At 64.9% G+C, this 25,343-nt stretch carries 20 protein-coding genes; 7 read left to right on the plus strand and 13 right to left on the minus strand.

The annotated features are described in order from the left end of the window. The first annotated feature begins 9 nt into the window (after window positions 1-9). Window positions 10-2,334, plus strand: coding sequence for a penicillin-binding protein 1A (locus BMX85_RS15345; protein ID WP_090319572.1), 2,325 nt, complete (start codon window positions 10-12; stop codon window positions 2,332-2,334). 90 nt (window positions 2,335-2,424) lie between these two features. Here the strand turns inward: BMX85_RS15345 and BMX85_RS15350 are convergent, their stop codons facing one another. The 3 genes from BMX85_RS15350 to BMX85_RS31425 all read right to left on the minus strand — a co-directional run bounded on the left by BMX85_RS15350 (window position 2,425) and on the right by BMX85_RS31425 (window position 4,696). Beyond that, window positions 2,425-3,105: a TetR/AcrR family transcriptional regulator gene (locus BMX85_RS15350; protein ID WP_229210477.1), complete on the minus strand. Its 681-nt coding sequence runs from the start codon at window positions 3,103-3,105 to the stop codon at window positions 2,425-2,427. A gap of 43 nt (window positions 3,106-3,148) precedes the next feature. Continuing rightward, on the minus strand, window positions 3,149-3,319 hold the full coding sequence (locus BMX85_RS30505) for a hypothetical protein (protein ID WP_177196766.1): 171 nt from the start codon (window positions 3,317-3,319) through the stop codon (window positions 3,149-3,151). A 243-nt stretch (window positions 3,320-3,562) separates the two neighbouring features. Next, complete coding sequence (locus tag BMX85_RS31425; RefSeq protein WP_304529055.1) at window positions 3,563-4,696, minus strand: GGDEF domain-containing protein; 1,134 nt, start codon at window positions 4,694-4,696, stop codon at window positions 3,563-3,565. Window positions 4,697-4,856: 160 nt separating this feature from the next. Here BMX85_RS31425 and BMX85_RS15360 point away from each other — a divergent pair, with 160 nt between their 5' ends. From BMX85_RS15360 to serB, 3 genes are all read left to right on the plus strand, one after another. Beyond that, window positions 4,857-5,801: a 5'-nucleotidase gene (locus BMX85_RS15360; RefSeq protein WP_090319575.1), complete on the plus strand. Its 945-nt coding sequence runs from the start codon at window positions 4,857-4,859 to the stop codon at window positions 5,799-5,801. Between the two features lie 139 nt (window positions 5,802-5,940). Next, a complete protein-coding gene (gene mfd, locus BMX85_RS15365; RefSeq protein WP_090319578.1) occupies window positions 5,941-9,393 on the plus strand; it encodes a transcription-repair coupling factor in 3,453 nt (1,150 codons plus the stop codon). A 68-nt stretch (window positions 9,394-9,461) separates the two neighbouring features. Continuing rightward, entirely contained in the window at window positions 9,462-10,304 is an 843-nt protein-coding gene (gene serB, locus BMX85_RS15370; protein WP_090319581.1) for a phosphoserine phosphatase SerB, read from the plus strand. A gap of 26 nt (window positions 10,305-10,330) precedes the next feature. On the opposite strand, the gene BMX85_RS15375 is transcribed toward serB, so the two are convergent. After that, window positions 10,331-10,888 (minus strand): GNAT family N-acetyltransferase, encoded by a 558-nt coding sequence (locus BMX85_RS15375; protein WP_090319585.1) that lies wholly within the window; start codon window positions 10,886-10,888, stop codon window positions 10,331-10,333. A gap of 1 nt (window position 10,889) precedes the next feature. Continuing rightward, window positions 10,890-11,366 carry a low molecular weight protein-tyrosine-phosphatase gene (locus BMX85_RS15380; protein ID WP_090319588.1) on the minus strand — a complete coding sequence of 159 codons (477 nt, stop codon included), beginning with the start codon at window positions 11,364-11,366 and terminating at the stop codon, window positions 10,890-10,892. Between the two features lie 81 nt (window positions 11,367-11,447). Here BMX85_RS15380 and BMX85_RS15385 point away from each other — a divergent pair, with 81 nt between their 5' ends. Further along, window positions 11,448-12,416 (plus strand): AraC family transcriptional regulator, encoded by a 969-nt coding sequence (locus BMX85_RS15385; RefSeq protein WP_090319592.1) that lies wholly within the window; start codon window positions 11,448-11,450, stop codon window positions 12,414-12,416. Window positions 12,417-12,554: 138 nt separating this feature from the next. After that, a complete protein-coding gene (locus tag BMX85_RS15390; protein ID WP_090319595.1) occupies window positions 12,555-12,917 on the plus strand; it encodes a DUF4870 family protein in 363 nt (120 codons plus the stop codon). Here the strand turns inward: BMX85_RS15390 and BMX85_RS15395 are convergent. From BMX85_RS15395 to rimO, 5 genes are all read right to left on the minus strand, one after another. Next, on the minus strand, window positions 12,914-14,344 hold the full coding sequence (locus BMX85_RS15395) for a UdgX family uracil-DNA binding protein (RefSeq protein ID WP_090319598.1): 1,431 nt from the start codon (window positions 14,342-14,344) through the stop codon (window positions 12,914-12,916). The two genes, BMX85_RS15390 and BMX85_RS15395, sit on opposite strands and share 4 nt — an antisense overlap. Next, window positions 14,341-15,570: a putative DNA modification/repair radical SAM protein gene (locus tag BMX85_RS15400; RefSeq protein WP_090319601.1), complete on the minus strand. Its 1,230-nt coding sequence runs from the start codon at window positions 15,568-15,570 to the stop codon at window positions 14,341-14,343. The genes BMX85_RS15395 and BMX85_RS15400 overlap by 4 nt, the downstream gene beginning before the upstream one ends. 149 nt (window positions 15,571-15,719) lie before the next feature. Then, on the minus strand, window positions 15,720-16,778 hold the full coding sequence (gene hisC / locus BMX85_RS15405) for a histidinol-phosphate transaminase (protein ID WP_090319605.1): 1,059 nt from the start codon (window positions 16,776-16,778) through the stop codon (window positions 15,720-15,722). Further along, on the minus strand, window positions 16,775-17,944 hold the full coding sequence (locus tag BMX85_RS15410; protein WP_090319608.1) for a cystathionine beta-lyase: 1,170 nt from the start codon (window positions 17,942-17,944) through the stop codon (window positions 16,775-16,777). Before BMX85_RS15410 ends, hisC begins: the two co-directional genes overlap by 4 nt. A 76-nt stretch (window positions 17,945-18,020) precedes the next feature. Further along, on the minus strand, window positions 18,021-19,430 hold the full coding sequence (gene rimO / locus BMX85_RS15415; RefSeq protein ID WP_229210478.1) for a 30S ribosomal protein S12 methylthiotransferase RimO: 1,410 nt from the start codon (window positions 19,428-19,430) through the stop codon (window positions 18,021-18,023). Between the two features lie 128 nt (window positions 19,431-19,558). Between rimO and BMX85_RS15420 the strand changes: the two genes are divergently transcribed. Further along, window positions 19,559-20,590, plus strand: coding sequence for a LacI family DNA-binding transcriptional regulator (locus tag BMX85_RS15420; RefSeq protein WP_090319611.1), 1,032 nt, complete (start codon window positions 19,559-19,561; stop codon window positions 20,588-20,590). 78 nt (window positions 20,591-20,668) lie between these two features. Here the strand turns inward: BMX85_RS15420 and BMX85_RS15425 are convergent, their stop codons facing one another. The 3 genes from BMX85_RS15425 to BMX85_RS15435 all read right to left on the minus strand — a co-directional run bounded on the left by BMX85_RS15425 (window position 20,669) and on the right by BMX85_RS15435 (window position 25,343). After that, window positions 20,669-23,113, minus strand: a complete 2,445-nt coding sequence (locus BMX85_RS15425; RefSeq protein ID WP_177196767.1) for a TonB-dependent receptor — start codon at window positions 23,111-23,113, stop codon at window positions 20,669-20,671. A 166-nt stretch (window positions 23,114-23,279) separates the two neighbouring features. Then, window positions 23,280-24,365: an ABC transporter ATP-binding protein gene (locus BMX85_RS15430; protein WP_090319617.1), complete on the minus strand. Its 1,086-nt coding sequence runs from the start codon at window positions 24,363-24,365 to the stop codon at window positions 23,280-23,282. Between the two features lie 12 nt (window positions 24,366-24,377). Further along, entirely contained in the window at window positions 24,378-25,343 is a 966-nt protein-coding gene (locus BMX85_RS15435) for a carbohydrate ABC transporter permease (protein WP_373923703.1), read from the minus strand.

A 25,343-nucleotide genomic window follows, 5' to 3' on the forward strand; every position in this document is an offset into this window, starting at 1 on the left:
CCCAAGTGGATGACCCGCCGTAACGCCATCCGAGGTTTCATCGTGGCCGGCGTGGCCGCCCTGATCGCCGGCGGCCTGCTGCTGGCCTATTTGCTGCTGATCGTCGCCCCCAATCTGCCCGCGCTCGACGCCGTGACGGACTACCGGCCCAAGATTCCGCTGCGCGTCTACACCGCCGATAACGCCCTGATCGGCGAATTCGGCGAGGAACACCGCGACTTCGTCCCGATCAAAGACATGCCGGAACTGATGAAGAAAGCGGTGCTGGCCATCGAGGACAAGCGTTTTTATGACCATAATGGCATCGACTGGCGCCGCGCGCTGGGCGCGGCGCGCGCCAATGTGGGCGGCGGGTCGCGCCGCCAGGGCGGCTCCACCATCACCATGCAGGTGGCCCGCAATTTCTTCCTGACCCGCGACAAATTCTACGGCCGCAAGCTCAATGAAGTCATGCTGGCCCTGAAGATCGAGGCGGCGCTAAGCAAGGACGAGATTCTCGAGCTGTACATGAACCAGATCTACCTGGGCCAGCGCTCGTACGGCTTCGGCAGCGCGGCGCAGACATATTTCGGCAAATCGATCAAGGAACTCGACGTCGCCGAAATGGCCATGCTGGCCGGCCTGCCGCAAAATCCGGCCCGCCACAACCCTGCGGTCAATCCGAAACGCGCCAAACAACGCCAGCGCGTGGTGCTGACGTCGATGCGCGACCTCGGTTACATCACCGAGGACCAGTATCAGAAGGCGCTGCACCAGACCCTGCGCGTGAGTACCCGCGGCCAGCAGTTCGAGACCCACGCCGAATACGTGGCCGAACTGGCGCGCCAGACCGTCTACGCCCAGTTCAAGGAGGATTCGTACACCAAGGGCATCAGCGTCTACACCACCATCCTCAAGGCCGACCAGGACGCGGCCTACGAATCGGTGCGCCGCAACGTGCTCAATTACGACCAGCGCCACGGCTATCGCGGCCCGGAAGCCTTTATCACCTTGCCGCCCGGTGAGGAGGAGCGCGACGACGCCATCGAGGAAGCGCTGCAGAAGCGCCCGAGCAGCGACCGTCTGATTCCTGCCGTGGTGCTGGAAGCGGGTCCGAAGGCGGTCAAGGTGCAGAACCCCGCCGGCGAGGAGATCACCATCACCGGCGACGGCCTGCGCCTGGCCGCCAACGCCCTCACCGACAAGGCCAAGGACGCCGTGCGCCTGCGTCCCGGCGCGGTCATCCGCATCATGCAGGGCAATAAGGAGGCCTGGTCGATCTCGCAAGTGCCGCTGGTGGCGGCGGCCTTCGTCTCCATCGACGCCGTCAGCGGCGGCTACCACGCCCTGGTCGGCGGCTTCGATTACAACCTGCAAAAGTTCAACCACGTCACGCAGGCCTGGCGCCAGCCCGGTTCCGCGATCAAGCCTTTCGTCTATTCGGCCTCGCTGGAAAAAGGCTTTTCGCCTGCGACCTTGCTGAACGACGCGCCGCTGGACCTGACCAGCGCGGAAACCGGCAACGAGCCATGGAGCCCGCGCAACGACGACGGCAAGTTCGACGGCCCGATCACCATGCGCTATGCGCTGGCCGAGTCCAAGAACGTGGTCTCGGTGCGCATCCTGCGTTCGATCACCGTGCCTTATGCGCACAACTACCTGGGCAAGTTCGGTTTCGACCTGGCCAAGCATCCGAAGAACCTGACCATGGCGCTGGGCACCGGCTCGGTCACGCCGGCGCAGATGGCCGGCGCCTACTCGGTGTTCGCCAACGGCGGCTACGCGGTCGAGCCATACCTGATCGCCAAAATCGTCGATGGCGAGGGCAAGATCATCAGCGAGGCCAAGCCGCGCACCACCCTGCCCGACGAGGCCCGCGTGATCGATCCGCGCAATGCCTTCGTCACCGACAGCATGATGCGCGAAGTGACGCGCACGGGCACCGGCGGCGCGGTGGCGCGCCTGGGCCGCCACGACATGGCCGGCAAGACCGGCACCTCCAGCGAAGCGGTCGACGGCTGGTTCGCCGGCTACGGCGGCGGCATCGTGGCGGTATCGTGGATGGGCTACGACGATTCGAAATCGTTGGGCGGCAAGGAGTTCGGCGCCACCGTGGCGCTGCCGATCTGGATCGATTACATGAAGGTGGCGATGAAGGGCCGTCCGCCGCAGGACCGCCCGGTCCCTGCCGGCATGACGCAGGTCGGCGGCGAGTGGCTGTACGACGAATTCACCGGCGACGCCGCGCGCACCTCGCTCGACATCGAGGACACGCCGGCGGGCGCCGAAAACATGGTGCCGATGGCCACGGGAGCGGAAAATATCGCGCCGGTGCCGCCGCCGCGCGGCCAGTAGGGTCACCAGCAAGGCTGGCCGGTAACGCCGCCAGTAACACGGCCAGTGACGTCGCCAGTAACGTCGCCAGTTAGCTGGCGACAGCGACCGTCAGGCCGACAGGTAGCCGCGCATCATGCGCACGGCGCTGTCGGCGAACATGTCGGGCGTGACGTTGGCGGCGCGGTACTTCCAGCGTTTGACGTACCAGTCCTGGAAGGTGGCCATGATGTGGGCCGCGACCAGGTCCGCGCTTCCCGGCGGCCGGCCCGGTATCCGCGCGATGACATCGGCGAACAGCGACTGCACATACAGCTCCGATGCCTTGGCGGTGTGCCGGTGCTGCGCCTGCAGGACCCGCGAATCCATGAAGACGAAATAGAACCAGGGCTGCAAAATCTCGGACACGTAGATCGATGCGCGGATCAGCGCCTCGAGTTTATCGAGCGGCTCGACCAGGTCGTCGAACAGGCGCGGCATCTCGTGGGTGGCGTGGCGCACCACGTCCTCGATCATCTCGGCCAGTTGATCCTTGTTGCTGATGTAACCGTACAGGCCGCCCATCGACAGGCCGGTCTCGTGGCACAGGTCGCGCAAATTCATCGCGCGGAAGCCGACCTCGTTGGCCAGCTTGAAGGTGGCGTTGAAGATGCGTTCAAGGTTTTCCAGCGCCGGCTTGCGGCGCTTTACCGTGATGCGCTCGGCATTGCGGTCCAGCAGATACGACCAGATGTTGACGCCGTCGAGCGGCGTCATGCTCTGGAATTGTTCCAAGTCGAATTGTGCCCGCAAGATAGTCTCTGATGTGGTGTTATTAGTAACGTATCCTTTCATCTTAGCACAGGCCACCCGCCGTCCGAAGGCGGGGGCGCGCAGCACCGCCGCGCGACAGCGGTTCAATGGCCGACATCCGTTTCTCGATCACGGCGAGGCGTACTTCGACACGCCCATCATGGGCGCCACGGGGCGCGTTTTCAATCGGATTTTCTTCGTTGTTGGCTGGCATGATCGCTCCTCGGAGATGGGCGGACCGACGAAGTTAACAGATGCTCTCCGCGCTTCGATTGAGGCGTATCACAAAAAAAAAGCAGCCACGGGGGGCTGCTTCACTGTACCGCTACGCCACGAGGTGGCTTGCTTATTGTTCGAATCACACACAATATGCGGGCGAGTCGATTTCACGTCAACAGTTATCGCACAGAGTGTGGCGCGCCTGGAACAAACGCAACCGGCGCATCAGCGTGATAACTTAACCGGCGGTCACGCGGTTGCGCCCGGCCCGCTTGGCTTCGTACAAGGCCGCGTCGCCGGCCGAGATCAAGCGGATCAGGTCGTAGCCGTGCTGGTCCGAGCAAGCCACGCCCAGGCTGGCGGTGAAGCGCACCGTCACATCGTCCATCGCCGCCACGGTCAGCTCGATGCCGGCCCGCAAACGCTCGGCCAGCCGCAGCGCGTCGGCCAGGTCCAGATCGTCCAGCACCAGCACGAACTCCTCGCCGCCGAAGCGCGCCAGCACATCATGCGGGCGCAGCTCCATCCTCAGCAACGCCGACAAATGGCGCAACACCTCGTCGCCGACCAGATGGCCGTGGCTATCGTTGATCACCTTGAAGTGGTCGACATCGATCATCACCACCGCCAGGCTGCGTCCGCCGCGCTGGGCGCGCAGCAGCACCCGTTTACCCTGCAACTCCAGGCCGGCGCGGTTGAGCGTGCCGGTCAAGGTATCGAGCGTCGACAGCCGGCGCAGACGCTCGGCGTACCGCCGCATCACCATCACGATCAGCCCGAACGAGATACAGATTTGCGCCAACGGAATGACCAGGGCCGTCACGCCCATCAGCAGCGCGTTGGTCGGATCGGACAGGTCCGTATCGAGCCACATATGCATACCGCGCAGCAGCAGCGCGCAGCCGAGCGCGACAAATCCGGTCACACCGATGCAGTTGACCCGCCAGCCGCCATGCCGCGCGATGGCGGCGGCGCACCACAAGTTGAGCACGCCGAAATAGAATCCGCTGAACACCAGGCGTGCGCCACGGCTGGGCTCGACCAGAGTGTAGTACAGCGGAACCAGCAGCGCGACGCCGGCGATCGCCGCGATCATCGGCCATGACAACGTGGCCGCGCTGTACACGCGCAAGCCGCGCAGCACCAGCGCCAGGCCGAAGGCGATGATGCCGTAACCGGCCACGCTGGTGAGCAACGGCGGCAACGTCTCGACCAGCGTCACCACCACGCCCGCCGACACGCAGACATTGCCCGCAGCCCACCAGCGCAGTTCGGGCGGGCTGTCCGCATAGTTCGCCGACGCCGCCACCAGCGCCGTGGTCAGCAGGGTCACGCACAAGTGAACCAGTAACAAGGTTTCGAGATGGAGCACGCCGGATGTCCGCGATGAACGCGGTTAGTCAAAAACAGCGCAGTATAGAACCAATCGACAGTTGCTGCGATGAAATTTCCGATATGCCCGCCGTGGACGGCGTGAATCGGGTAGAGTGGCACTTCTAGCAACCCGGCACAGCAATCTTTCCACCGTCACCATGGCTTACCCAATTGAACACAAACTGGTTATCGGCATCGCCTCCAGCGCGCTGTTCGACCTGACCGAATCCCACCAGATCTATCTGGAAGGCGGCGCCGAGGAGTACCGCAAGTATCAGGAACAGCATATCGACGTGATACTGGGCAAGGGGGTGGCGTTTCCATTCATCCGCCGCTTCCTCGGCATCAACAAACACTACGCGCAATCGTCGCCGGTCGAGGTCGTGCTGCTGTCGCGCAACTCCCCCGAGACCGGCCTGCGCGTGATGAATTCGATCGCCCACTACAAGCTCGACATCTCGCGCGCCTGCTTCGTCACCGGCAAGTCGCCGTACACCTACCTGCCCGCGTTCAACACCTCGCTTTTTCTCAGCGCCAACGAGGAAGACGTGCGCAACGCGCTCGAGGCCAATTATCCGGCCGGCCTGGTGCTGCCCTCGCGCACCGAGGACGACGATGACGACAGCGAGTTGCGCGTGGCCTTCGACTTCGACGGCGTGATCGCCGACGACGAATCCGAAACCGTTTTCAAGCGCAACAACGACGTCGACGAATTCCACGCCCACGAGCGCGAGCGGGTGGCCATCCCGCACCAGCCGGGGCCGCTGGCCGACCTGTTCCAGAAGCTGTCGCTGATGCAGCGGCTGGAGGAGCGCGCGCAACGGCGCGATCCGGGCTACAAAAAGATCCTGCGCATCGCCATCATCACGGCGCGCAGCGCGCCGTCGCACGAACGGGTCGTCACCACGCTGAAAAGCTGGGGCGTGTCCGCCAACGAGACGTTCTTCCTCGGCGGCATGGAGAAATCGCGGGTGCTGGCCATTTTCAAGCCGCATATCTTCTTCGACGACCAGCTTAGTCATCTGAAGTCGGTCGGCGGTAACATCCCGATGGTGCACGTGCCGTTCGGCGTGGCCAACCGGCCGCCCAAGCTGGCCATCTGAGCGGGCGTCCGACACCGCGTCAGGCCGGAGCACGGCGCTGTCGGGCATCGTCTATAATGTCGGCACCGGCGTTGCCATCGCGACGCCGCCTGACCGTTGACTAACCACCCGTAACCGTTAAATCTGCGTCGTCCCTATTGTGCCCTTAGTCTTAGCCAAATCGATTCCCAAACCAGGTAACCGCTTCGCCCTGCCCACTTTGCACGGCTCGTCGGATGCCTACGCGCTCGCGCTCACCGCGCTCGAACTGAAGTCGCAGGGCCAGATGCTGGCCGTGATCGTCGCCAACGCCAGCGACGCCCAGCGCCTGCTCGACGAGATTCCATGGTTCGGCGGCGACAAGCTGCGCTGCCACCTGCTGCCGGATTGGGAAACGCTGCCCTACGATGCCTTCTCGCCGCACCAGGACCTGGTATCCGAGCGCCTGGCCACGCTGCACGAAATCTCCAGCGGCCAGTGCGACGTGATGCTGGTGCCGGCCACCACGGCGCTGGTGCGCATGGCGCCGCCGTCGTTTTTGGCCGGGTACACCTTCTTCTTCAAAAAAGGCGAGTCGCTTGACGAGGCGCGCCTGAAGGCGCAACTGACCCTGGCCGGCTATACGCACGTGACGCAGGTGATGTCGCCCGGCGAATACTCGGTGCGCGGCGGCCTGATCGACCTGTTCCCGATGGGCTCCGCGCTGCCCTACCGGCTCGACCTGTTCGGCGACACCATCGAAACCATCCGCACCTTCGACGCCGACACCCAACGCTCGCTGTACCCGGTCAACGAGGTGCGCCTGCTGCCGGGCCGCGAATTCCCGATGGACGAGGCGGCGCGCACCACCTTCCGCAGCCGCTGGCGCGAACAGTTCGAAGGCGATCCTTCGCGCTCGGTGGTCTACAAGGACATCTCCAGCGGCATCGCGTCGGCCGGTATCGAATACTATCTGCCGCTGTTTTTCGAAGACACGGCCACCCTGTTCGACTACCTGCCGCAAGGCGCCGCGCTGGCACTGGTGGGCGACATCGACGCCGCCATCAAACGCTTCTGGACCGACACCGGCTCGCGCTACCGCTTCCTGAAGGCCGACCGAGAACGTCCGATCCTGCCGCCGGAAGCGCTGTTCCTGTCGGACGAGCAGTTCTTCACGTTGGCCAAGCCGTATGCCCGGCTGGCGATCTCCAAGGATGCCAAGGATGATAGCCTCGGCGCCTCCGAGCTGTCGGCGCCGGTGCCCAACATCGCCGTCAACCGCCACAGTGAAGACCCGCTGACCAACCTGCGCGCCTACCTGCTGCAGGCGGGCCGCCGCGTGATGATCTGCGCCGAATCGAACGGCCGCCGCGAAACGCTGCAGCAGTACTTCGCCGAATACGACCTGACACTGACGCCGGTCGAAGGCTTCGAAGGCTTCGCCACCTCCAACGCCAAACTGGCCCTGGGCGTGGCGCCGCTGCACGCCGGCTTCGAGCTGTCGACGCCGAACGAGAACCTGATCTTCATCACCGAGACCGAGCTGTATGCGGGCTCGGGCCGCCGCGTCGGCAAGAAGAAGCAGGAAGCCGTCACCCAGGTCGAGTCGATGGTGCGCGACCTGTCGGAGCTGAAAATCGGCGATCCGGTGGTCCACATCAACCACGGCATCGGGCGCTACATGGGCCTGACCAGCATGGACCTGGGCGAAGGCGAAACCGAGTTCCTGCACCTGGAGTACGCCAAGGACACCAAGCTGTATGTGCCGGTGTCGCAGTTGCACGTGATCTCGCGTTATTCCGGCGCCTCGCCGGAGGATGCGCCGCTGCATTCGCTCGGTTCGGGCCAGTGGGAAAAGGCCAAGCGCAAGGCCGCCGAGCAGGTGCGCGACACCGCCGCCGAGCTCTTGAACCTGTACGCCCGCCGCGCGCTGCGCCAAGGCCACGCGTTCGAATATTCGGCGCACGACTACGAGCGCTTCGCCGACAGCTTCGGCTTCGACGAAACGCCGGACCAGCAGGAAGCGATCAACAACGTCATCAAGGATATGACGTCGGGCAAGCCGATGGACCGGCTGGTGTGCGGCGACGTCGGCTTCGGCAAGACCGAGGTGGCGCTGCGCGCGGCTTTCATCGCCGTCATGGGCGGCCGCCAGGTCGCCATCCTGGCGCCGACCACCTTGCTGGCCGAGCAGCATGCGCAAACCTTCGCCGACCGCTTCGCCGACTGGCCGGTGCGCATCGCCGAAATGTCGCGCTTCCGCACCGGCAAGGAGATCACGCAGGCGATCAAGGGCATGGCCGACGGCACGCTGGACATCGTCATCGGCACCCACAAGCTGCTGTCGGACGACGTCAAGTTCACCCGCCTCGGCCTGGTCATCATCGACGAGGAGCACCGCTTCGGCGTGCGCCAGAAGGAGGCGCTCAAGTCCTTGCGCGCCGAGGTCGACGTGCTGACCTTGACCGCCACGCCGATTCCGCGCACCTTGGGCATGGCGCTCGAAGGCCTGCGCGACTTCTCGGTGATCGCCACAGCGCCGCAAAAGCGGCTGGCGATCAAGACCTTCGTGCGCAGCGAGGGCGAATCGATCATCCGCGAAGCCTGCCTGCGCGAACTGAAACGCGGCGGGCAGGTGTATTTCCTGCACAACGAAGTCGAGACCATCCAGAACCGCATGGCGATGCTCACCGAGCTGTTGCCGGAGGCGCGCATCGCCGTCGCCCACGGCCAGATGCACGAGCGCGACCTGGAAAAGGTCATGCGCGACTTCGTGGCGCAGCGCTTCAACATCCTGCTGTGCACCACGATTATCGAAACCGGCATCGACGTCCCGACCGCGAACACCATCATCATGCACCGCGCCGACAAATTCGGCCTGGCGCAGCTGCACCAGCTGCGCGGGCGCGTCGGCCGCTCGCACCACCAGGCCTACGCCTATTTGCTGGTGACGGACGTGCAGTCGCTGACCAAACAGGCGCAGCGCCGCCTCGACGCCATCCAGCAGATGGAAGAACTGGGCAGCGGCTTCTATCTTGCGATGCACGACCTGGAAATCCGCGGTGCCGGCGAAGTGCTCGGCGACAGCCAATCCGGCGAGATGACCGAAATCGGCTTCCAGCTGTATTCGGACATGCTCAACGAGGCGGTGCGCTCGCTCAAGGCGGGCAAGGAGCCCGACCTGGCCGCGCCGCTGGCCACCACCACCGAGATCAACCTGCACGTGCCGGCGCTGCTGCCGGCCGACTTCTGCGGCGATGTGCACGAACGCTTATCCATTTATAAACGCATGGCCAACTGCACGGTCCAGGACAAGATCGACGACATGCAGGAAGAGATGATCGACCGCTTCGGCAAGCTGCCGGACGCCGTCAAGGCGCTGATCGAAACCCACCGCCTGCGCATCGCCGCCAAAACGGTAGGCATCATCAAAATCGACGCGCATGGCGAGGCGGCCACCTTGCAGTTCATGGCCAAACCGCCGATCGATCCGATGCGCATCATCGAGCTGATACAAAAAAACCGCCAGATCAAGCTCAATGGCCAGGACAAACTCAAGATCACCGCCAACATGCCGGATCTTGCCGCGCGCGTCGCGCAGATCAAAGGTGCGATCAAACAGTTGACCGTTTGAGGCTGGCGTCGTACCTTGATGCAATAGCCTAAACAACGCTAAATTTTATGAAAAACGCAAAAGATACTATGAACCTGGTTTTGCAGGGGCTTGACGATTGTAAGGCCCGGCTCGAACGCATCGCCGCCCTCACCGCGCCGAAAACCATCACCTGGATCAACGAGCGCGCGCTGCGCTGCGAGGGCATCACCTTCTCGCCGGCGCTGCGCCAGACCATCGAGGTGGCCGCCCAGGCGGCGCAACTCGACGCCACGTACTCGATCGGCATGCACAAGATGAGCGAATTCAGGCTCGTCGCCATGGACATGGATTCGACCTTGATCACCATCGAGTGCATCGACGAAATCGCCGACATGCAGGGTTTGAAGCCGCAAGTGTCCGAGATCACCGAGGCGGCCATGCGCGGCGAACTCGATTTCGCCGAAAGCCTCAAGCGCCGCGTGGCGCTGCTCGAAGGACTGGAGGCGTCGGCGCTGGAGCGCGTCTACGACGAGCGCCTGCGGTTGTCGCCGGGCGCGGAGACCATGCTGGCGGCGGTGCGCCAGGCCGGCCTGAAGACGCTGCTGGTGTCGGGCGGCTTCACCTTCTTCACCGAACGCCTGAAAACGCGCCTGCAGCTGGACTACACCCACGCCAACGAACTGGAAGTGGTCGACGGCCGGCTGACGGGCAAGGTAGTCGGCATCATCGTCGACGCCGAGGAAAAGAAGCGCACCGTGGAACGCGTGTGCACGGAACTGGGCATCGCCCCGTCGCAGGCGATCGTCATGGGCGACGGCGCCAACGACCTGAAAATGATGGGCATCTCGGGCATGTCGGTGGCGTTCCGCGCCAAGCCCGTGGTGCGCGAACAGGCCAATGTGGCATTGAATTTCGTCGGGTTGGACGGCATCCTGCCGCTGCTGACCTGATGTTGGTACCGGGTCGGCGGCGTCGTTCAGGCCACCCCGGTCGCCGCGCCGACCACCGGTAGCAGCGAATACATCGCCGCCGGCACCGCCACGCCGCGGATGACCAGGCGATTGCGCAGGATGCCTTCGAAGCGAGCCCCGGCGCTCTCGGCGACCTTGCGGCTGCGCGTATTCTGCTCGGCCGCCACGATTTCGAGCCGCGTCAGGCCCAGTTTCCCGAACCCGTAGGCGGCCATCAGGCGCGCCGCGCGCGGCGCGATCCGCTCGCCCTGGCGCGATTGCCGCACCCAGAAACCCAGGTTGGCAAAGTCATGTTCACGATTGATATGGTTGATGCCGATGCCGCCAAGGTAGTCGCCGCCGGCGGCGTCGAAGATCCCCACGCTGAAGGCGCTGCCCTCGGCGCGATCGGCGGCGCAGGTTTGCACCCAGTGCTCGGCGTCGCCCTGTGTGAAGGCGGCGTCGCACCACGGCAGCCAGACGCCCACCGTCGCTACCGATTCCAGCGCGGCCCGCGTCAACGCCGGCGCGTCCGCCATCAGCAGCGGACGTAGACAAAGGCGGTCGCCGGTCAGGATCGCCATGCTACTTCGCCCGCAGCGATGCGATCAGGCCGTCCGAGGCGTCCTCGATATAGTCGAGCACCAGATCGAAACCGCGGCCGCCGCCATAATACGGATCGGGAACCACGTCCGACCCGCTGCGGCTGGCGTGCGCCATGAACAGCCCGAGTTTATGCCGGTGCCGCGGCGGACAGGCCGCCTCCAGCAGGCGTAGATTGTCGTGGTCCATCGCCAGCACGTGGTCGAAGGCTTCGAAATCGGCCGCCGCCACTTTGCGCGAACGCTGGGCCGACAGGTCGTAGCCGCGCTTGGCGGCGAACTCCATCGAGCGCGTGTCGGGCGGCTCGCCGACGTGGTAGCCGTGGGTGCCGGCCGAGTCGATGACGAAAAGCCCGCCCAGGCCGGCGGCCTCCACGCGGTGACGGAACACGCCCTCCGCCGTCGGCGAGCGGCAGATATTGCCCATACAAACAAACAACACCGAAACAGCTTTGCCCATGGCGACATTCAAAAAAATGACAGAAGCGGCTACTTTACGCCAGTCGCCAGAGGAACGCCATCGCATTGCTATAATTAGCATATGACCAACACTTCCCAGCCCGCGCCGCGCGCCGAATACACCCGGCGCATGAACCGCGTGCTCAACTATATCGACCAGCACCTGGACCAGCCGCTCGACCTGCGGCAGCTGGCCGACGTCGCCAATTTCTCGCCCTACCATTTCCACCGCGTGTTCGCCGGCTGGATGGGCGAAACGCTGGGCGACTACGCGCGCCGGCGGCGGCTGGAGAAGGCCGCCTTCCGGCTCAGCTGCAAGCCGGCGGCATCGGTGCTTGAAACGGCGCTGGCGACAGGCTTCGGCTCCGGCGAAGCGTTCGCGCGCGCCTTCAAGCTCAAGTTCGGCTGCACGCCGACCGAATGGCGCCGCGACACGCGCCAGCGGCTGGCCGCGCTGGCGTTGCCGGCCGGCGGCCGGCACGCCGACAGCAATCCGGATCAGGTACTCGGCAAGTTCGATCAGACGCCGCAACGCGGCATCGACGACGATGACGTCTCCAGCAACGATCCAGGAGATCCCATGAACGTCAGCATCATCGACCTGCCGGCCGCGCGCGTGGCCTACCACCGTTACATCGGCCCGTACGGCCCCGCCATCGGCGCCTTCTGGCGCGCGACGGTATCGCCGTGGCTGCAATCGCACGGCCTCGGCGGGCAAACCTGCTACGGTGTCGGTCTCGACGATCCCAGCGTCACGCCGCCCGGCAAGTGCCGCTACGACGCCTGCGTCGCCGTGCCGGACGGCTTCGACGCCGCCGGTTCGGCCGACATCGCCACCCTGCCCGGCGGGCGCTACGCCGTCGCCCGCTTCGAGGGCCGGCCGGCCGCCATCGCCGACGCCTGGACCTGGCTGACGCGCAACTGGCTGCCGGAAAGCGGCCTGCAATGCGACGACCGGCCGTGCTTCGAGATGTTCCGGCCGGACACCGTGACCAATCCGCAAAACGGCCTGATGGTGTGCGACATCTGCATCCCGGTGCGGCCGCTGTAGCGGCAGCCACACCGCCGGCAAGTGTGCGGCGCCGCACGTTTGCCGGCCATCGCCGGTCCCCGGGCGCGATTTGTACCCCCAAGCTGAAATCGCGTTGCTATAATCGTAATCAGATCCATCAACATGAAAGGAAATGCCATGTCGCAGGAATTGGTTCTGGATAGCCGCATTGGTTCGGCTAAGACCACCGCGTGGTGGCTCTACGTAGTCCATGGCGTAAGCTTCGTCTTCTCGCTGGGCTTGTTCTCGGTGATCCCGTTGATCGTCAACTACGTACAGCGCCCGGGCACCGAGGGCACCTTCGTCCACAGCCACCACACGTGGATGATCCGCTCGTTCTGGTGGTATGTCGTCTGGATGGCCGTCGGCGGCCTGCTGGCCGTCACCATCATCGGCATTCCGGTCGCCTGGCTGGTGTGGGTCGGCGCCTGGATCTGGAAAGCCTACCGTCTGATCGTCGGCTTCCTCCGCCTGAACGAAAACTCGGCGGCGGCCGTTTAATCGCCCAGCAGGCGCCGCGCCTGCCGCAGGCCTTCGACGATCACCTCGTAGGCCTCGCGGCGCGTGGCCTCGTCCGGCGCGCGCAGCACATACGACGGGTGGTACACCGTCACCACCCAGCGGCCGTCATGCCGCACCGGCGCGTCCATCACCGATTTCATCGTCACGCCGCCATCCTGTAATACCGACTTCAACGCCGTGCCGCCAAGCGCCACCACCACGTCCGGGCGCACCCGCGCCAGCTCCTCCTCCAGCCACAGGTGGCAGGCCGAGATTTCCTTCTGCGCCGGCGTCTTGTGCAGCCGGCGCTTGCCGCGCAGCTCCCATTTGAAGTGTTTGACGGCGTTGGTCAGGTAGATGCCGTCGCGCTCCATGCCCGCCTGCGCCATCGCTTTTTCCAGCACCGCGCCGGCCGGGCCGACGAACGGCAAGCCCTGTAAATCCTCCTGGTCGCCCGGCTGCTCGCCGACAAGCATGATGCGCGCCCGCTCGGGCCCCACCCCGGGCACCGCCTGCGTGGCGTTTTCCCACAGGTCGCAGCGGCGGCATTGATCGAGGGTGGTCGGCTGCCCGCGTTGCGGCTGCGCGCGTTCGGGCGCGATCGGGATGGTGGTCGCGCCGCCGCGCCGGCCCACGGTGCCGGTCTGGCCGGTGCGCCGCTCGCCGTTGGCGGCGGCGCTGACCATCGCCGGCACGATCGCCCCTTCCGGCAGATTCTTCCAGAAGCGCGACGGGATATGGCTGCGCAGCAGATCGGCGTTCAGGCGCGCCGGGTTGAAGATGCTGCGGTAATAGGTCAGCCACAGCGCCTCGCCGGCATCCTCGATGTCGGCCGCGCTGCGCATCAGCGACGGCGCCTCGTGCAGGTGCTCGCCGTCCCACAGCACGGCGGCGGCCGGCGTGGCGATCATCCACGTGACGTTGCCCATGCGGCGGGCGAAATGCCGCGCCACCTGCGGCAGCACCTCGTGGGTCGGTTCGAACCAGGCGACGAAGCGCGGCGCGCCGTCCTCCTCCTTGCGTTCGCGAAACCGTACATACGCGTGCATGTCGTGCTCCTCCCGATGAACGGCCTTGACCATCCCGTTCAGCCGCGCGCCATCGGGATCGGCCGGCGAGATCACATCGCGCTCGCCCAGGTGCCAGCGCCAGACCACCTTGTACAGAAAGGACCAGCGGTCCGCGGCGCTGAAACAGGCGGCGCTGACAAGGAGCTCCATCAACTGGCGCGGCAGCCGCAAGTTCGTTTGCGGCGCGGCGTTGGCGCCCGGGGCGGCGCCGCCCTGCTCCGCCGGCGCGGCCGAGAACAAATCACCATCCCCGGGCTGCGACAACCATTCGACGAATTCGGGCGCGACCTGGCGCGCGATCAGCTCGCGGGCCGCGTCGCGCCATTCATCGAACGACTGGACCACCCGCCGCATCATGCCGCCTGCAACTCCGGCCACAAATTCATCTGCTGGGGCGCGTCCGCCATGGCACGGCGCAGATGCTCGGACGGGCCGGCGTCGTTGGTCGGGAAGTAGTCGGCCGTGATAATAAAGGGCGAAATCTTCTTCATACTGCAGCGCAGGCGCGACAGATCGGCATAGCGGATTTGACGCAGCCGCCGCAGATCGATCAGGCGCTGGGCGTTGCGCAGGCCGATGCCCGGAATGCGCGCGATCATGTGCGGCTCCGCGCGGTTCAGGTCCATCGGAAAATGCTCCCGGTGCTCCAGCGCCCACGCCAGCTTCGGATCGATGTCCAGCGCCAGGTTGCCGGTCGCCGGCAGCAGCTCCTTGACCTGGAAGCCATAGCTGCGCAGCAGGAAGTCGGCCTGGTACAACCGGTGCTCGCGCATCATCGGCGGCGGCGCCAACGGCACGCTTTTCGGACTTTGCGGAATCGGGCTGAAGGCGGAATAGTAAACGCGTTTGAGCTTGTAGCTGCCGTACAGCGTTTCCGCCGTGGTCAAAATTTGCTGGTCGTCGCTGGCGTCGGCGCCGACGATCATCTGCGTGCTTTGCCCGGCCGGCGCGAAGCGCGGCGACTTGGGTTCCTCGGCCTTTTCATCGAGCTTGCGGCGGATGGAACCCATCGCCAGCTTGATGGTGTGAACGCTTTTTTCCGGCGCCAGCTTTTGCACGCTGTCCTGCGTCGGCAGCTCGATATTGACGCTCAAGCGGTCGGCGTAGCGCCCCGCCGCCGCGATCAGCGCCGGATCGGCGTCGGGGATGGTCTTCAGGTGGATATAGCCGCGAAACTGGTGCACCTCGCGCAGTTCGCGCGCCACCTGCACCAGCTGCTCCATCGTGTAGTCGGCCGACTGGATGATGCCGGAACTGAGAAACAGCCCGTCGATGTAATTGCGGAGATAGAAATCGGTGGTCAGCTTGACCACTTCCGCCACCGTGAAGCGCGCGCGCGGCACGTTAGAAGTGCGGCGGTTGACGCAGTACTGGCAGTCATACAAGCAGTAATTGGTCAGCAGGATCTTCAGCAGGGAGACGCAGCGGCCGTCCGGCGTATAGCTGTGGCAGATGCCCATGCCGGTGGTGGCGCCGAAACCGTCCTTGCCGATGGAGTGGCGCTTGGGCGCGCCGCTGCTGGCGCAGGACGCGTCGTACTTGGCCGCGTCGGCCAGGATCTCCAGCTTGTCCGTCAACTCCATGCTTGCCTCGGCTATTGATACTGTATAAAAACACAGTATAGCAATGTTCGAGGTCGAAAGGGGTCCGGTGTGCGCTTTGTCCGGATATTGACCCGCTAATGTTTACGCGGGGCGGATCAGGCGGAACGCCGTGATCGGCCCTACGCGGTTCAGACAACTATCGCTTTTAACGCATCGATCAACGCCGCGCACTCCTCGTCGGTGCCGATCGAAATCCGCAGGAATTGGTCGATACGCGGCTGCTTGAAGTGCCTCACAAGAATGGCCCGTTCGCGTAGCGCTGCCGCGAGGGCGGCGCCGTCGTGGCCAGGATGACGGGCGAAGATGAAGTTCGCCCGCGACGGCAGCACCTCGAAGCCCAGCTCCACCATGCGCGCCGTCAACCAGGCGCGCGTGGCGATGATGGCTTGCGACGTCTGCTCCGTATAAGCCGTGTCCTCGATGGCCGCCACCGCGCCAGCCTGCGCCACCTGCCCCAGCGGATAGCAGTTAAAGCTGTTCTTCACCCGCTCCAGCCCTGCGATCAAATCCGGGTGGCCAACCGCGAAGCCGACCCGCAGGCCCGCCAGCGAACGGGATTTGGACAAGGTTTGCACCACCAGCAGATTGTCGTACCGGTCCAGCAGCGCGATGGCGCTGTCGGCGCCGAAGTCCACGTAGGCTTCGTCGATCACCACCACCTGGTCCGGATGCGCGGCCAGCAGCGCCTCGATCCGCTCCAGCGGCAGCGCGATGCCGGTCGGCGCGTTGGGGTTGGCGATGATGATCGCGCCGCACGGCTGCATGTAGTCGGCGACGTCGATCTCGAACCGCGCGTTGAGCGGCACCTGGCGCGCCGCTATGCCATACAGGCTGCAATAGGTCGGATAAAAGCTGTAGCTGATATCCGGGCAAAGCAGCGGCTTGTCGTGCTTGAGCAGCGCGTGGAAGGTGTGCGCCAGCACTTCGTCGGAGCTGTTGCCGACGAAGACCTGCGCACGCGTCAGCCCGAAGCGGTTGGCCACGGCATCCTTGACCGCCGCGCTGGCGGGATCGGAGTACAGCCGCAGCCCATCGCCGACGGCGGCCTGCATCGCCGCCAGCGCCTTCGGCGACGGCCCGTATGGATTTTCGTTGGTGTTCAACTTGATCAGATTGGGCATGCGAACCTGCTCGCCCGGCGTGTACGGCGTCAGTTCGTAAACGATGTCACTCCAAAAACGGCTCACAGCATTACTCCCATCGCGCGTTCGATATCGGCGATCAAATCGTTGACGTCTTCGAGGCCGACGTTGAAGCGCACCAGAATGCCCCGGTCGTTCCAGTCCTTGCGCATGTGCTGTATCCGGTACGGCATCACCAGGCTATTGGCGCCGCCCCAGCTGTAACCGATCTTGAACAGTTCCAGCGCGTCGACGAAGCGGTCGGTCTGTTCTTCCGTGAAGCGCGGATCGAACAGCACAGAGAATAAGCCCCCCGCGCCGCTGAAGTCGCGTTTCCAGATATCGTGCCCCGGGCAATCCACGAAGGCGGGATGCAGTACCTTGGTGATTTCGGGCCGGGCCTGCAGCCATGCGGCCAGTTTACGCGCGGCGACATCATGGGCGTCGAAGCGCAGGCGCATCGTCGGCAGGCCGCGCAGCACCAGATAGGCATCGTCGGCGCCGACGCCCATGCCGAGCCGCATATGGGCCAGGCTCAGACGCTCGTTGAGCGCGGCGTCGCGCGTGATGACGGCGCCCATCAGCACATCCGAGCCGCCCGACTGGTACTTGGTCAGCGCCTGCATGATGATGTCGACGCCCAGATCGAAGCCGCGCAGCGCCAGGCCGGCCGACCAGGTGTTGTCCAGCGCGACCAGCACGCCGCGCGCGTGCGCCGCCGCGCAAATGGCCGGCAGGTCCGGCACCTCCATCGACACCGATCCCGGCGCCTCGGTCCAGATCAGCTTTGTGTTGGGCTGGATCAGCGCGGCGATGCCGGCGCCGATCAGTGGATCGTAGTAGCGCGCCGTGATGCCGAAATCGGCCGACAGCCAGCGTCCCAGTTCGCGATTGGGGTTGTAGACGTTATCGGGCAGCAGCACGTCGTCGCCCGCCTTGAGCACGGCAAAATCGACCATCGCGATCGCCGCCAGCCCGCTCGGCGCCAGCAGGCAGTGCTTGCCGTCCTCGATTTCGGCCAGCCGCGCTTCAAGCGTGAAGGTGGTCGGCGTGCCGTGCAGGCCGTAGGTATAGGCGTTCTTCTCTTTCCAGTCGCCCGAGCGCATGGCGGCGACATTCTCGAACAGCACCGTCGACGCGTGATGGATCGCGCTGGGGAACGCGGCGAAACCTTCCGGCGCCCGGTAGTCGGAGTGGATCAGTGCTGTCTGCGGAGATTTTTTAATCGTCATGTCCTGAATACGTAAATCAAGTGAAAAGCCAGGTGAAAAAAAAGCGGACCACAGCGGGTCCGCCTTGATGCTGATTTTACTGCGCCTCGCCCCACAGGTCGTGGGCGTCGGAAGTGGTGATCTTGACGTCGATGAACTGGCCGACGACCAGCTTCTTGTGCGGCTCGTACGGCGGCTTGACATACACCACGCCGTCGATTTCCGGCGCGTCGGCGCTGGAGCGGCCGATGCCGCCGCTGCGGTTGACTTCATCGATCAACACGCGCACGGTCTTGCCGACCTTGGCCTTCAGGCGGTTCTTGGAAATTTCTTCCTGCAGCAGCATCACGCGGCCGCGACGCTCTTCGCGCAGTTCTTCCGGCACCGGGTTGGCCAGTTCGTTGGCGGTGGCGCCTTCGACCGGCGAGTAGGCGAAGCAACCCAGGCGGTCGATCTGCGCTTCCTTCAGGAAGTCCAGCAGGTACTCGAATTCGGCGTCGGTCTCGCCCGGGAAGCCGGCGATGAAGGTCGAACGGATCGTCAGGTCCGGATTCATTTTGCGCCAAGCCTGGATGCGGTCGAGGTTCTTCTCGCCGCTGGCCGGGCGCTTCATGCGCTTCAACACGTCGGGATGGGCGTGCTGCATCGGGATGTCCAGGTAAGGCAGGATGTGGCCGTCGCCCATCATCGGGATGATCTGGTCGACGTGCGGGTACGGATAGACGTAATGCAGACGCACCCAGGCGCCATACGACTTGGCCAGCTCACCCAGCGCCTCGGTCAATTGGGTCATGTGCGTCTTGACCGGGCGGCCGTTCCAGAAGCCGGTGCGGAACTTGACGTCGACGCCGTAGGCGGAGGTGTCCTGCGAGATGACCAGCAGTTCCTTCACGCCCGACTTGAACAGGTTCTCCGCTTCCACCATCAACTCGCCGATGGGACGCGACACCAGGTCGCCGCGCATCGACGGGATGATGCAGAAACTGCAGCGGTGGTTGCAGCCTTCCGAGATTTTCAGGTAGGCGTAGTGCTTCGGCGTCAGCTTGATGCCCTGGGCCGGCACCAGGTCGATGAACGGCTCATGCGGTTTCGGCAGGTGGAAGTGGACCGAATCCATCACCTCGGCCAGCGCGTGCGGGCCGGTCACGGCCAGCACCTTCGGGTGCACCTTCATGATGATGTCGTCGCCGGCGGCGTCTTTTTTCGCGCCCAGGCAGCCGGTCACGATCACCTTGCCGTTTTCGGCCAGCGCCTCGCCGATGGCGTCGAGCGATTCCTGCACGGCGGCGTCGATGAAGCCGCACGTGTTGACGATCACCAGATCGGCGCCATCATACGACTTGGCCGTCTCGTAGCCTTCGGCACGCAGCTGGGTGAGGATCTGTTCGGAGTCGACCAGCGCCTTGGGGCAGCCGAGCGAGACGAAGCCGACCTTCGGTGCGGCACCCGTCACGGAGGTGCTGGCGGCGGCGGGCTTGGTGATACGGGAGAGTGGTTGCGATTGCATGATAGGTTGCCTGGGGTTGCTAAATGCGCCATGAAAATTACGAGCAATCGACGATTATACCCTATTCTCATAGGGAGATCATGCTAGGATAGCGCTTCATCAATATCGATAGAAGCTCGGGAGAACACGTGGCAACGCTGAAAGACGTCGCAATGCTGGCCGGTGTGGGCATGTCGACGGCATCGCGCGCCATCTCGGGCGCCGGCCCCGTGTCCGCCGAGTCGATGAAGAAGGTCCAGGCGGCGATCGAGCAGCTCAATTTCCGCCCCTCTTCCATCGGCCGCTCGCTGTCTGCCCAGTCGCTGGGCATCATCGGCATCTACGTGCCGTCGTTCTTCGGCGCGTATTACGGCACCATCCTCAAACAGACCGACATCGAACTGCGCGCCGTGCGCCGCCACGTGGTGGTGGCCACCGGCTGCGGCGACGGCACGCCGCGCGACGAGGCGATCGAAGCGGTCAAGTTCCTCATCGGCCGCGATTGCGACGGCATCGTCGTGCTGGGCCACGACCTGCACGACGAGGACATGCTGGCGCTGCGCAAAATGCATCCGAAGCTGGCCTTCCTCAATCGCCACAGCGCGCAGCTGGAGGAAGCCTCGTTCTGCCCCGACCACCGCCGCGGCGGCCAGCTGGCGGCGCAAACCCTGCTCGAGGCGGGACACCGCCAGTTGGCCGTCATCTCCGGCCCGGCCGGCACGTCGGACAACCAGGCGCGCATGGAAGGCTTCTTCGAGGAGCTGGAGCGCCATGGCGTCGGGCGCTTCGCCGTGCAGTCGATCGAATCGGATTTCTCCCGCGAAGGCGGTTTCACCGCGACGCGCCGGCTGATCGAAGCGCGCCAGGCGGGCGAAGAAGGCCGCCGGTTCACCGGCCTGTTTTGCGCCAACGACGAAATGGCGGTCGGCGCGATGGCGGCCTGCCACCGCGCCGGCATAGACGTCCCGGACGAGGTGTCCATCGTCGGCTACGATGACGACTATTCGGCCGAATACTCGTCGCCCGGCCTGACGTCGGTGCACATCCCGATGCAGCAGCTGACCCAGAACGCCGTGCGCTGGCTGCTCAATCAATGCTACGGCACCGAACATGCCATCGAGCGCGATTTTCCGGTCACGATGTCGAAGCGCGGCTCGGTCGCCGACCTGTCGCGCCGATAAAAAAAAGCCGGCATCGCTGCCGGCCCAAGACCACGGAGACTTTCCCTGAGTTAGATTCCGTCCATTAGACCGCCGGCGTTAGAACTTCATCGACACCCGCGCGCCTACCGTGCGCGGATTGTTGTAGTACGCCGCCCAGATCTGCTGGGTGGGCTGGCACGGCGCGCCGACCTGGGTGCAAACCTCCACCGCGTCATACTTCACTTCCCGGTCGGTGGCGTTGTTGACGAACAGCTCGGCCGTGTAAGCCTTGTTGCGCGGCTCGAAACGCAAGCTCAGGTCCAGCGTGGTGTAGGCCTGCTGCTGCTTGACGCCGGGATGGCCCGGCACATCGTTGTTGAAGGCGCCGGAACCGACGAACGACTCGGTCTCGTAGTGGGCCGACACGCGCGGCGTCAGGCGTCCCTTGCCGATGTCGAAATCGCGCTCGTACATCAGCGTGGTGGCGAAGGTCGGCGCGTGTTTCAACACGCTGCCGCCGACGTTGACCGTCGGCGCGGTCGTGCCGCAGGACTGGCCGTTGGCGCGCGCCGCGTCGACGTCGCACGACAGGAAGTCGTCGTAGCGCGCCTTGAGCCAGGTGGCGTTGCCGCTGAAGCGGTCGACGCTGGTCGGACGGAAGTTCCATTCCGCCTCGACGCCCTTGACCGACGCGCCGGCCGCGTTGAAGTTCTGCAGCGTGTTGTTGACCACCTGCGATTCCAGCTTGTCCTTGTAGGTCATCCAGAACGCGTCCAGATTGAGCGTCAGCTTGCGGTCGAACAGGTCGGACTTGAAGCCGATCTCGTAGCTGGTGAGCTTTTCGGGCTTGGTGGTGGCGCCGCCGTCGCCGATGGCCGGCGAGTGGAAGCCGGTGGTGACCGAGGCGAAGGTCAGGATGTCCTTGGTGACCTTGTACTCCACGCGTCCCAGCCACGTCGCCTGCCCGTACGCCAGGTCGGCCGTGTTGTCGCCGTAGGTGTTGCCGCAGGTGGCCTGGTTGACCACGCCGCCCGGCCCGATGTTGTGCGTGTTGATGGTGCCGGTGCCCGGGGTGACCAGCTGCGCGATCTGGCCCGGCGTCAGGTTGACGGTGCCGCGCGGCGGATTGTCCGGCCAGTTCGGGCAAGCCCAGTTCTGGCCGCCGATATCGTACTTGTGGTCCTTGGTGTAACGCGCGCCGGCGGTCACTTTCCACAACGGATCGATGTCGTAGCTGGCCTGCGCGAAGGCGGCCTTCGAATGCAGCTGGCGGTCGCCCTGGATGAAGGACATCGCCGACGCGTACTGGCCCACGGTCGGCTGCACGAAGATCACGTTGCCGTTGGCGACGTCCTGCTCCAGCATCGCCTGCGAAATCTGGCTGCGGTCGATGTCGAAGCGGATCTTGTTCTTCTCCTTGAAAAAGAACAGGCCACCAACCCACTGCAGCGCAGATTCCGAATCGGAGCGCACCTGCAGCTCGTTCGACAGGCTGTCGAATTGGCCCCACTCGGTGCGGTTCTCGGCCTTGAAGCCTGGGTAGAAACCGGCGTCGGCGTCGCTGGCGTTGGTGCGCTTTAAACGGCTCCACGAACCCAGGTACTGCGTCTCGATGCCTTCGATCGGCCGCCATTGCACCTTGGCCTTGCCGGTGATGATGGATTGATCGAGCGCGCCCGGAGTATCGATCAGCGCCGAGCGCAGATCCTGTCCGGGGGCCGGTTCGGCCGCCAGGTAGATGTTGCCGGCGCCGGTGTCGCTGTAATAGTCGGCGATGAAGGTCGCCTTCAGGTCCGGCGTGAAGCGCCACAGCAGCGAGGCGCGCGCGCCCTTCTGGTCTCCGGCGCCGTACTTGCGCGTGCCCGGCGCCACGTTGGAACCCTTGCGGAAATCGACGTAGCCGTCGCGGCGGTCCTGGATGGCGGCGATGCGCAGCGCGATATCGTCGCCGAGCGGAATGTTGATCATGCCCTGGGTCTGGATGCGGTGGTAGTCCCCCACCGTGATGCTGGCCGAGCCGAACATCTTGGCCGGATTGGGCGCGCCCGAGATCAGGTTGACCGCGCCGGCGGTCGAATTGCGGCCATTGAGCGTGCCTTGCGGGCCGCGCGCCACCTCGACGTGGCTCAGGTCATACATCAGCGCCGTCGCGCCCTGCGGACGGGCCACGTAGATGCCGTCGACGTAAAAGGCCACCGCCGGATCGCCGAGCTCCGTGTGGTTGGCAGAGCCGACGCCGCGCATGTACACATGCACGCCGCCCGAGTCGCTGTGCGGCTCGACGACCAGGCTGGGCACCATCGCCGTCATCGACGCCAGGTCCTTGACCTGGTTGTTGGCCAGCGTGTCCTGGGTGTAGGCGGTGATGGCCAGCGGCGTGTCCTGCACCAGCGTGTCGCGGCGGGTCGCCGTGACGATGATTTTCTCGATGTCGCCGCCATTGGCCGGTGCGGCCTGGGAGCTCGCGGCAGTGGACGCGGCCTGCTGCGCCATCGCCGCGCCGCCCGTGAATGCCAGTTGCGCTATTTGCGCGATACTCAGCGCCAGGATCGTTTTCTTCATTTTGTCTTCCTCACTTCTTCCATCGTTAGGGTGATCGTGCATCGCTCTGACGGCGACATACGCACGAGTGGAACCGGTACCACCGCAGGACGCAGGGATGCGACGGGCCATGCCGTGACGGCATGGCCACATGACTACGTGACTGCGCTACGCGGCGATTGCCGTCTTAGAGCCGTTGTTCGGTGGCTCCGTCAAACAGGGAAAGTCGTTTGGTGCGGATTGAGAAGCTGATGTCCTTGTCGCTGTCGATCGCCTGCTGGTCCTGCACGATGCCGGCGATCTGCGTGCCGTGGAAGTCCAGCCACAGCACCCGGTGCGCGCCCATGGCCTCCACCAGCGACACGGTCGCGCTGACGACGCCGTCGGCGCCGTCGCTGTTGCCGACATCGATGTCCTCCGGCCGCACGCCGAGCACGCAGTCGCGCGTGCCGACCTGCGGCTGGCCGAAGGGATAGTCCGTGACGTCGACCGCCAGGTGCTCGTTGCGGAACAGGGTGCGGCCGCCATGCTGCTCCAGCCGGCCCCTGAACAGGTTCATGCCGGGGGAGCCGAGGAAGGTGGCGACGAACAGGTTGGCCGGTTCGTTGTAGATATTGGCCGGCGTGTCGAACTGCTGCACCACTCCGCCCTTCATCACCGCCATGCGCTGCGCCAGGGTCATCGCCTCGACCTGGTCGTGGGTCACGTAGATCATCGTCGCGCCCAGCTGCTTGTGCAGCTGTTTGAGCTCGCGCCGCAGTTCGGTGCGCAGCTTGGCGTCCAGATTGGACAGGGGTTCGTCGAACAGCATCACATCGGCCTCGCGCACGATGGCGCGGCCGATGGCCACGCGCTGCCGCTGGCCGCCGGACAGGTTGGCCGGCTTGCGCTTGAGCAGAGGCCCGAGCTGCAGCATGTCGGAGGCGCGCGACACCCGCCGCGCGATCTCCGCCTTCGGCGTGCCGCTGATGCGCAGGCCGAACGACATGTTGTTCTCGACGTTCATGGTCGGATACAGCGCGTACGACTGGAACACCAGCGCGATGCCGCGATCCTTGGGGTCGGCCCACGTCATGTCCTTGCCGCCGATTTCGATCTGGCCGGCGGAGGTGTCGATCAGGCCCGCGATGCTGTGCAACAGCGTCGATTTGCCGCAGCCGGAAGGCCCGAGCAGGACAACGAACTCGCCGGCCTTGACGTCGAGGTTGAGCGATTCGATGACCTTGGTGCCGCCCAGTTCAATTTGCAGATTGCGTATCGCTACATTAGACATGATGATCTTCCCTTAACCCTTGACCGCGCCGGAGGCGATACCGCGCACAAACCAGCGGCCCGAAATGAAGTACAGCGCCAACGGCACGACCGAGGTCAGTATCGTCGCCGCCATGTTGACGTTGTACAGCCGCTCGCCGGTGGTGGTGTTGATGATGTTATTCAGCTGGACCGTCATCGGCAGGTGCTCCGAGCCGGCGAACACCAGTCCAAGCAGGAAGTCGTTCCAGATGCCCGTGACCTGCATGATGACGGCCACCACGATCACCGGCGTCGACATCGGCAGCATCAGCTGCAGGAAGATGCGCCAGAAACCGCCGCCGTCGATGCGCGCCGCCTTGAACAACTCCATCGGCAGCGCCGCGTAGTAGTTACGGAACAGCAGCGTCATGACCGGCATGCCGAAGATCGTGTGGATCAGGACGATGCCTGGCAAGGAACTGAACAGATCGACCGCCGCCAGCACCCGCACCAGCGGATACACCATCACCTGCACCGGGATGAAGGCGCCCATCATCAGGATCGCGAACAGCGCGCCGGCGCCGCGCGGACGCCAGAACGACAGCGCATAGCCGTTGACGGCGCCGATGGCGATCGACAGGATGGTGCTCGGGACCACGATGGCGACCGAGTTCCAGAAGCCGCCGCGTATGCCTTCGCATTCCAGGCCGGTGCAGGCGGACCGCCAGGCCTGCACCCACGGTTCCAGCGTGAGGTTGACCGGCAACGCGAACAAGGTGCCAAGCCGGATCTCCTCCATCGGCTTGACCGACGTCACCAGCATCACATACAGCGGCAGCAGGAAGAACAGCGCCGCCACGATCAAAAACGCGTAGACGCCGGCGCGCGCCGGGGTCCATGCCAGCGACCTGCGCCGGCCCGCCGCCGGCGATGGCGCCTTCGCGCCGGCGCTACCGCCGTCGTTGGCGGCCGCGCGGGACGCCTCGGCCACGGCGATGACGGCCTTCTCCTGTTTCAC

This window comes from Duganella sp. CF517, assembly GCF_900110275.1.
Classification (GTDB): domain Bacteria; phylum Pseudomonadota; class Gammaproteobacteria; order Burkholderiales; family Burkholderiaceae_D; genus Rugamonas.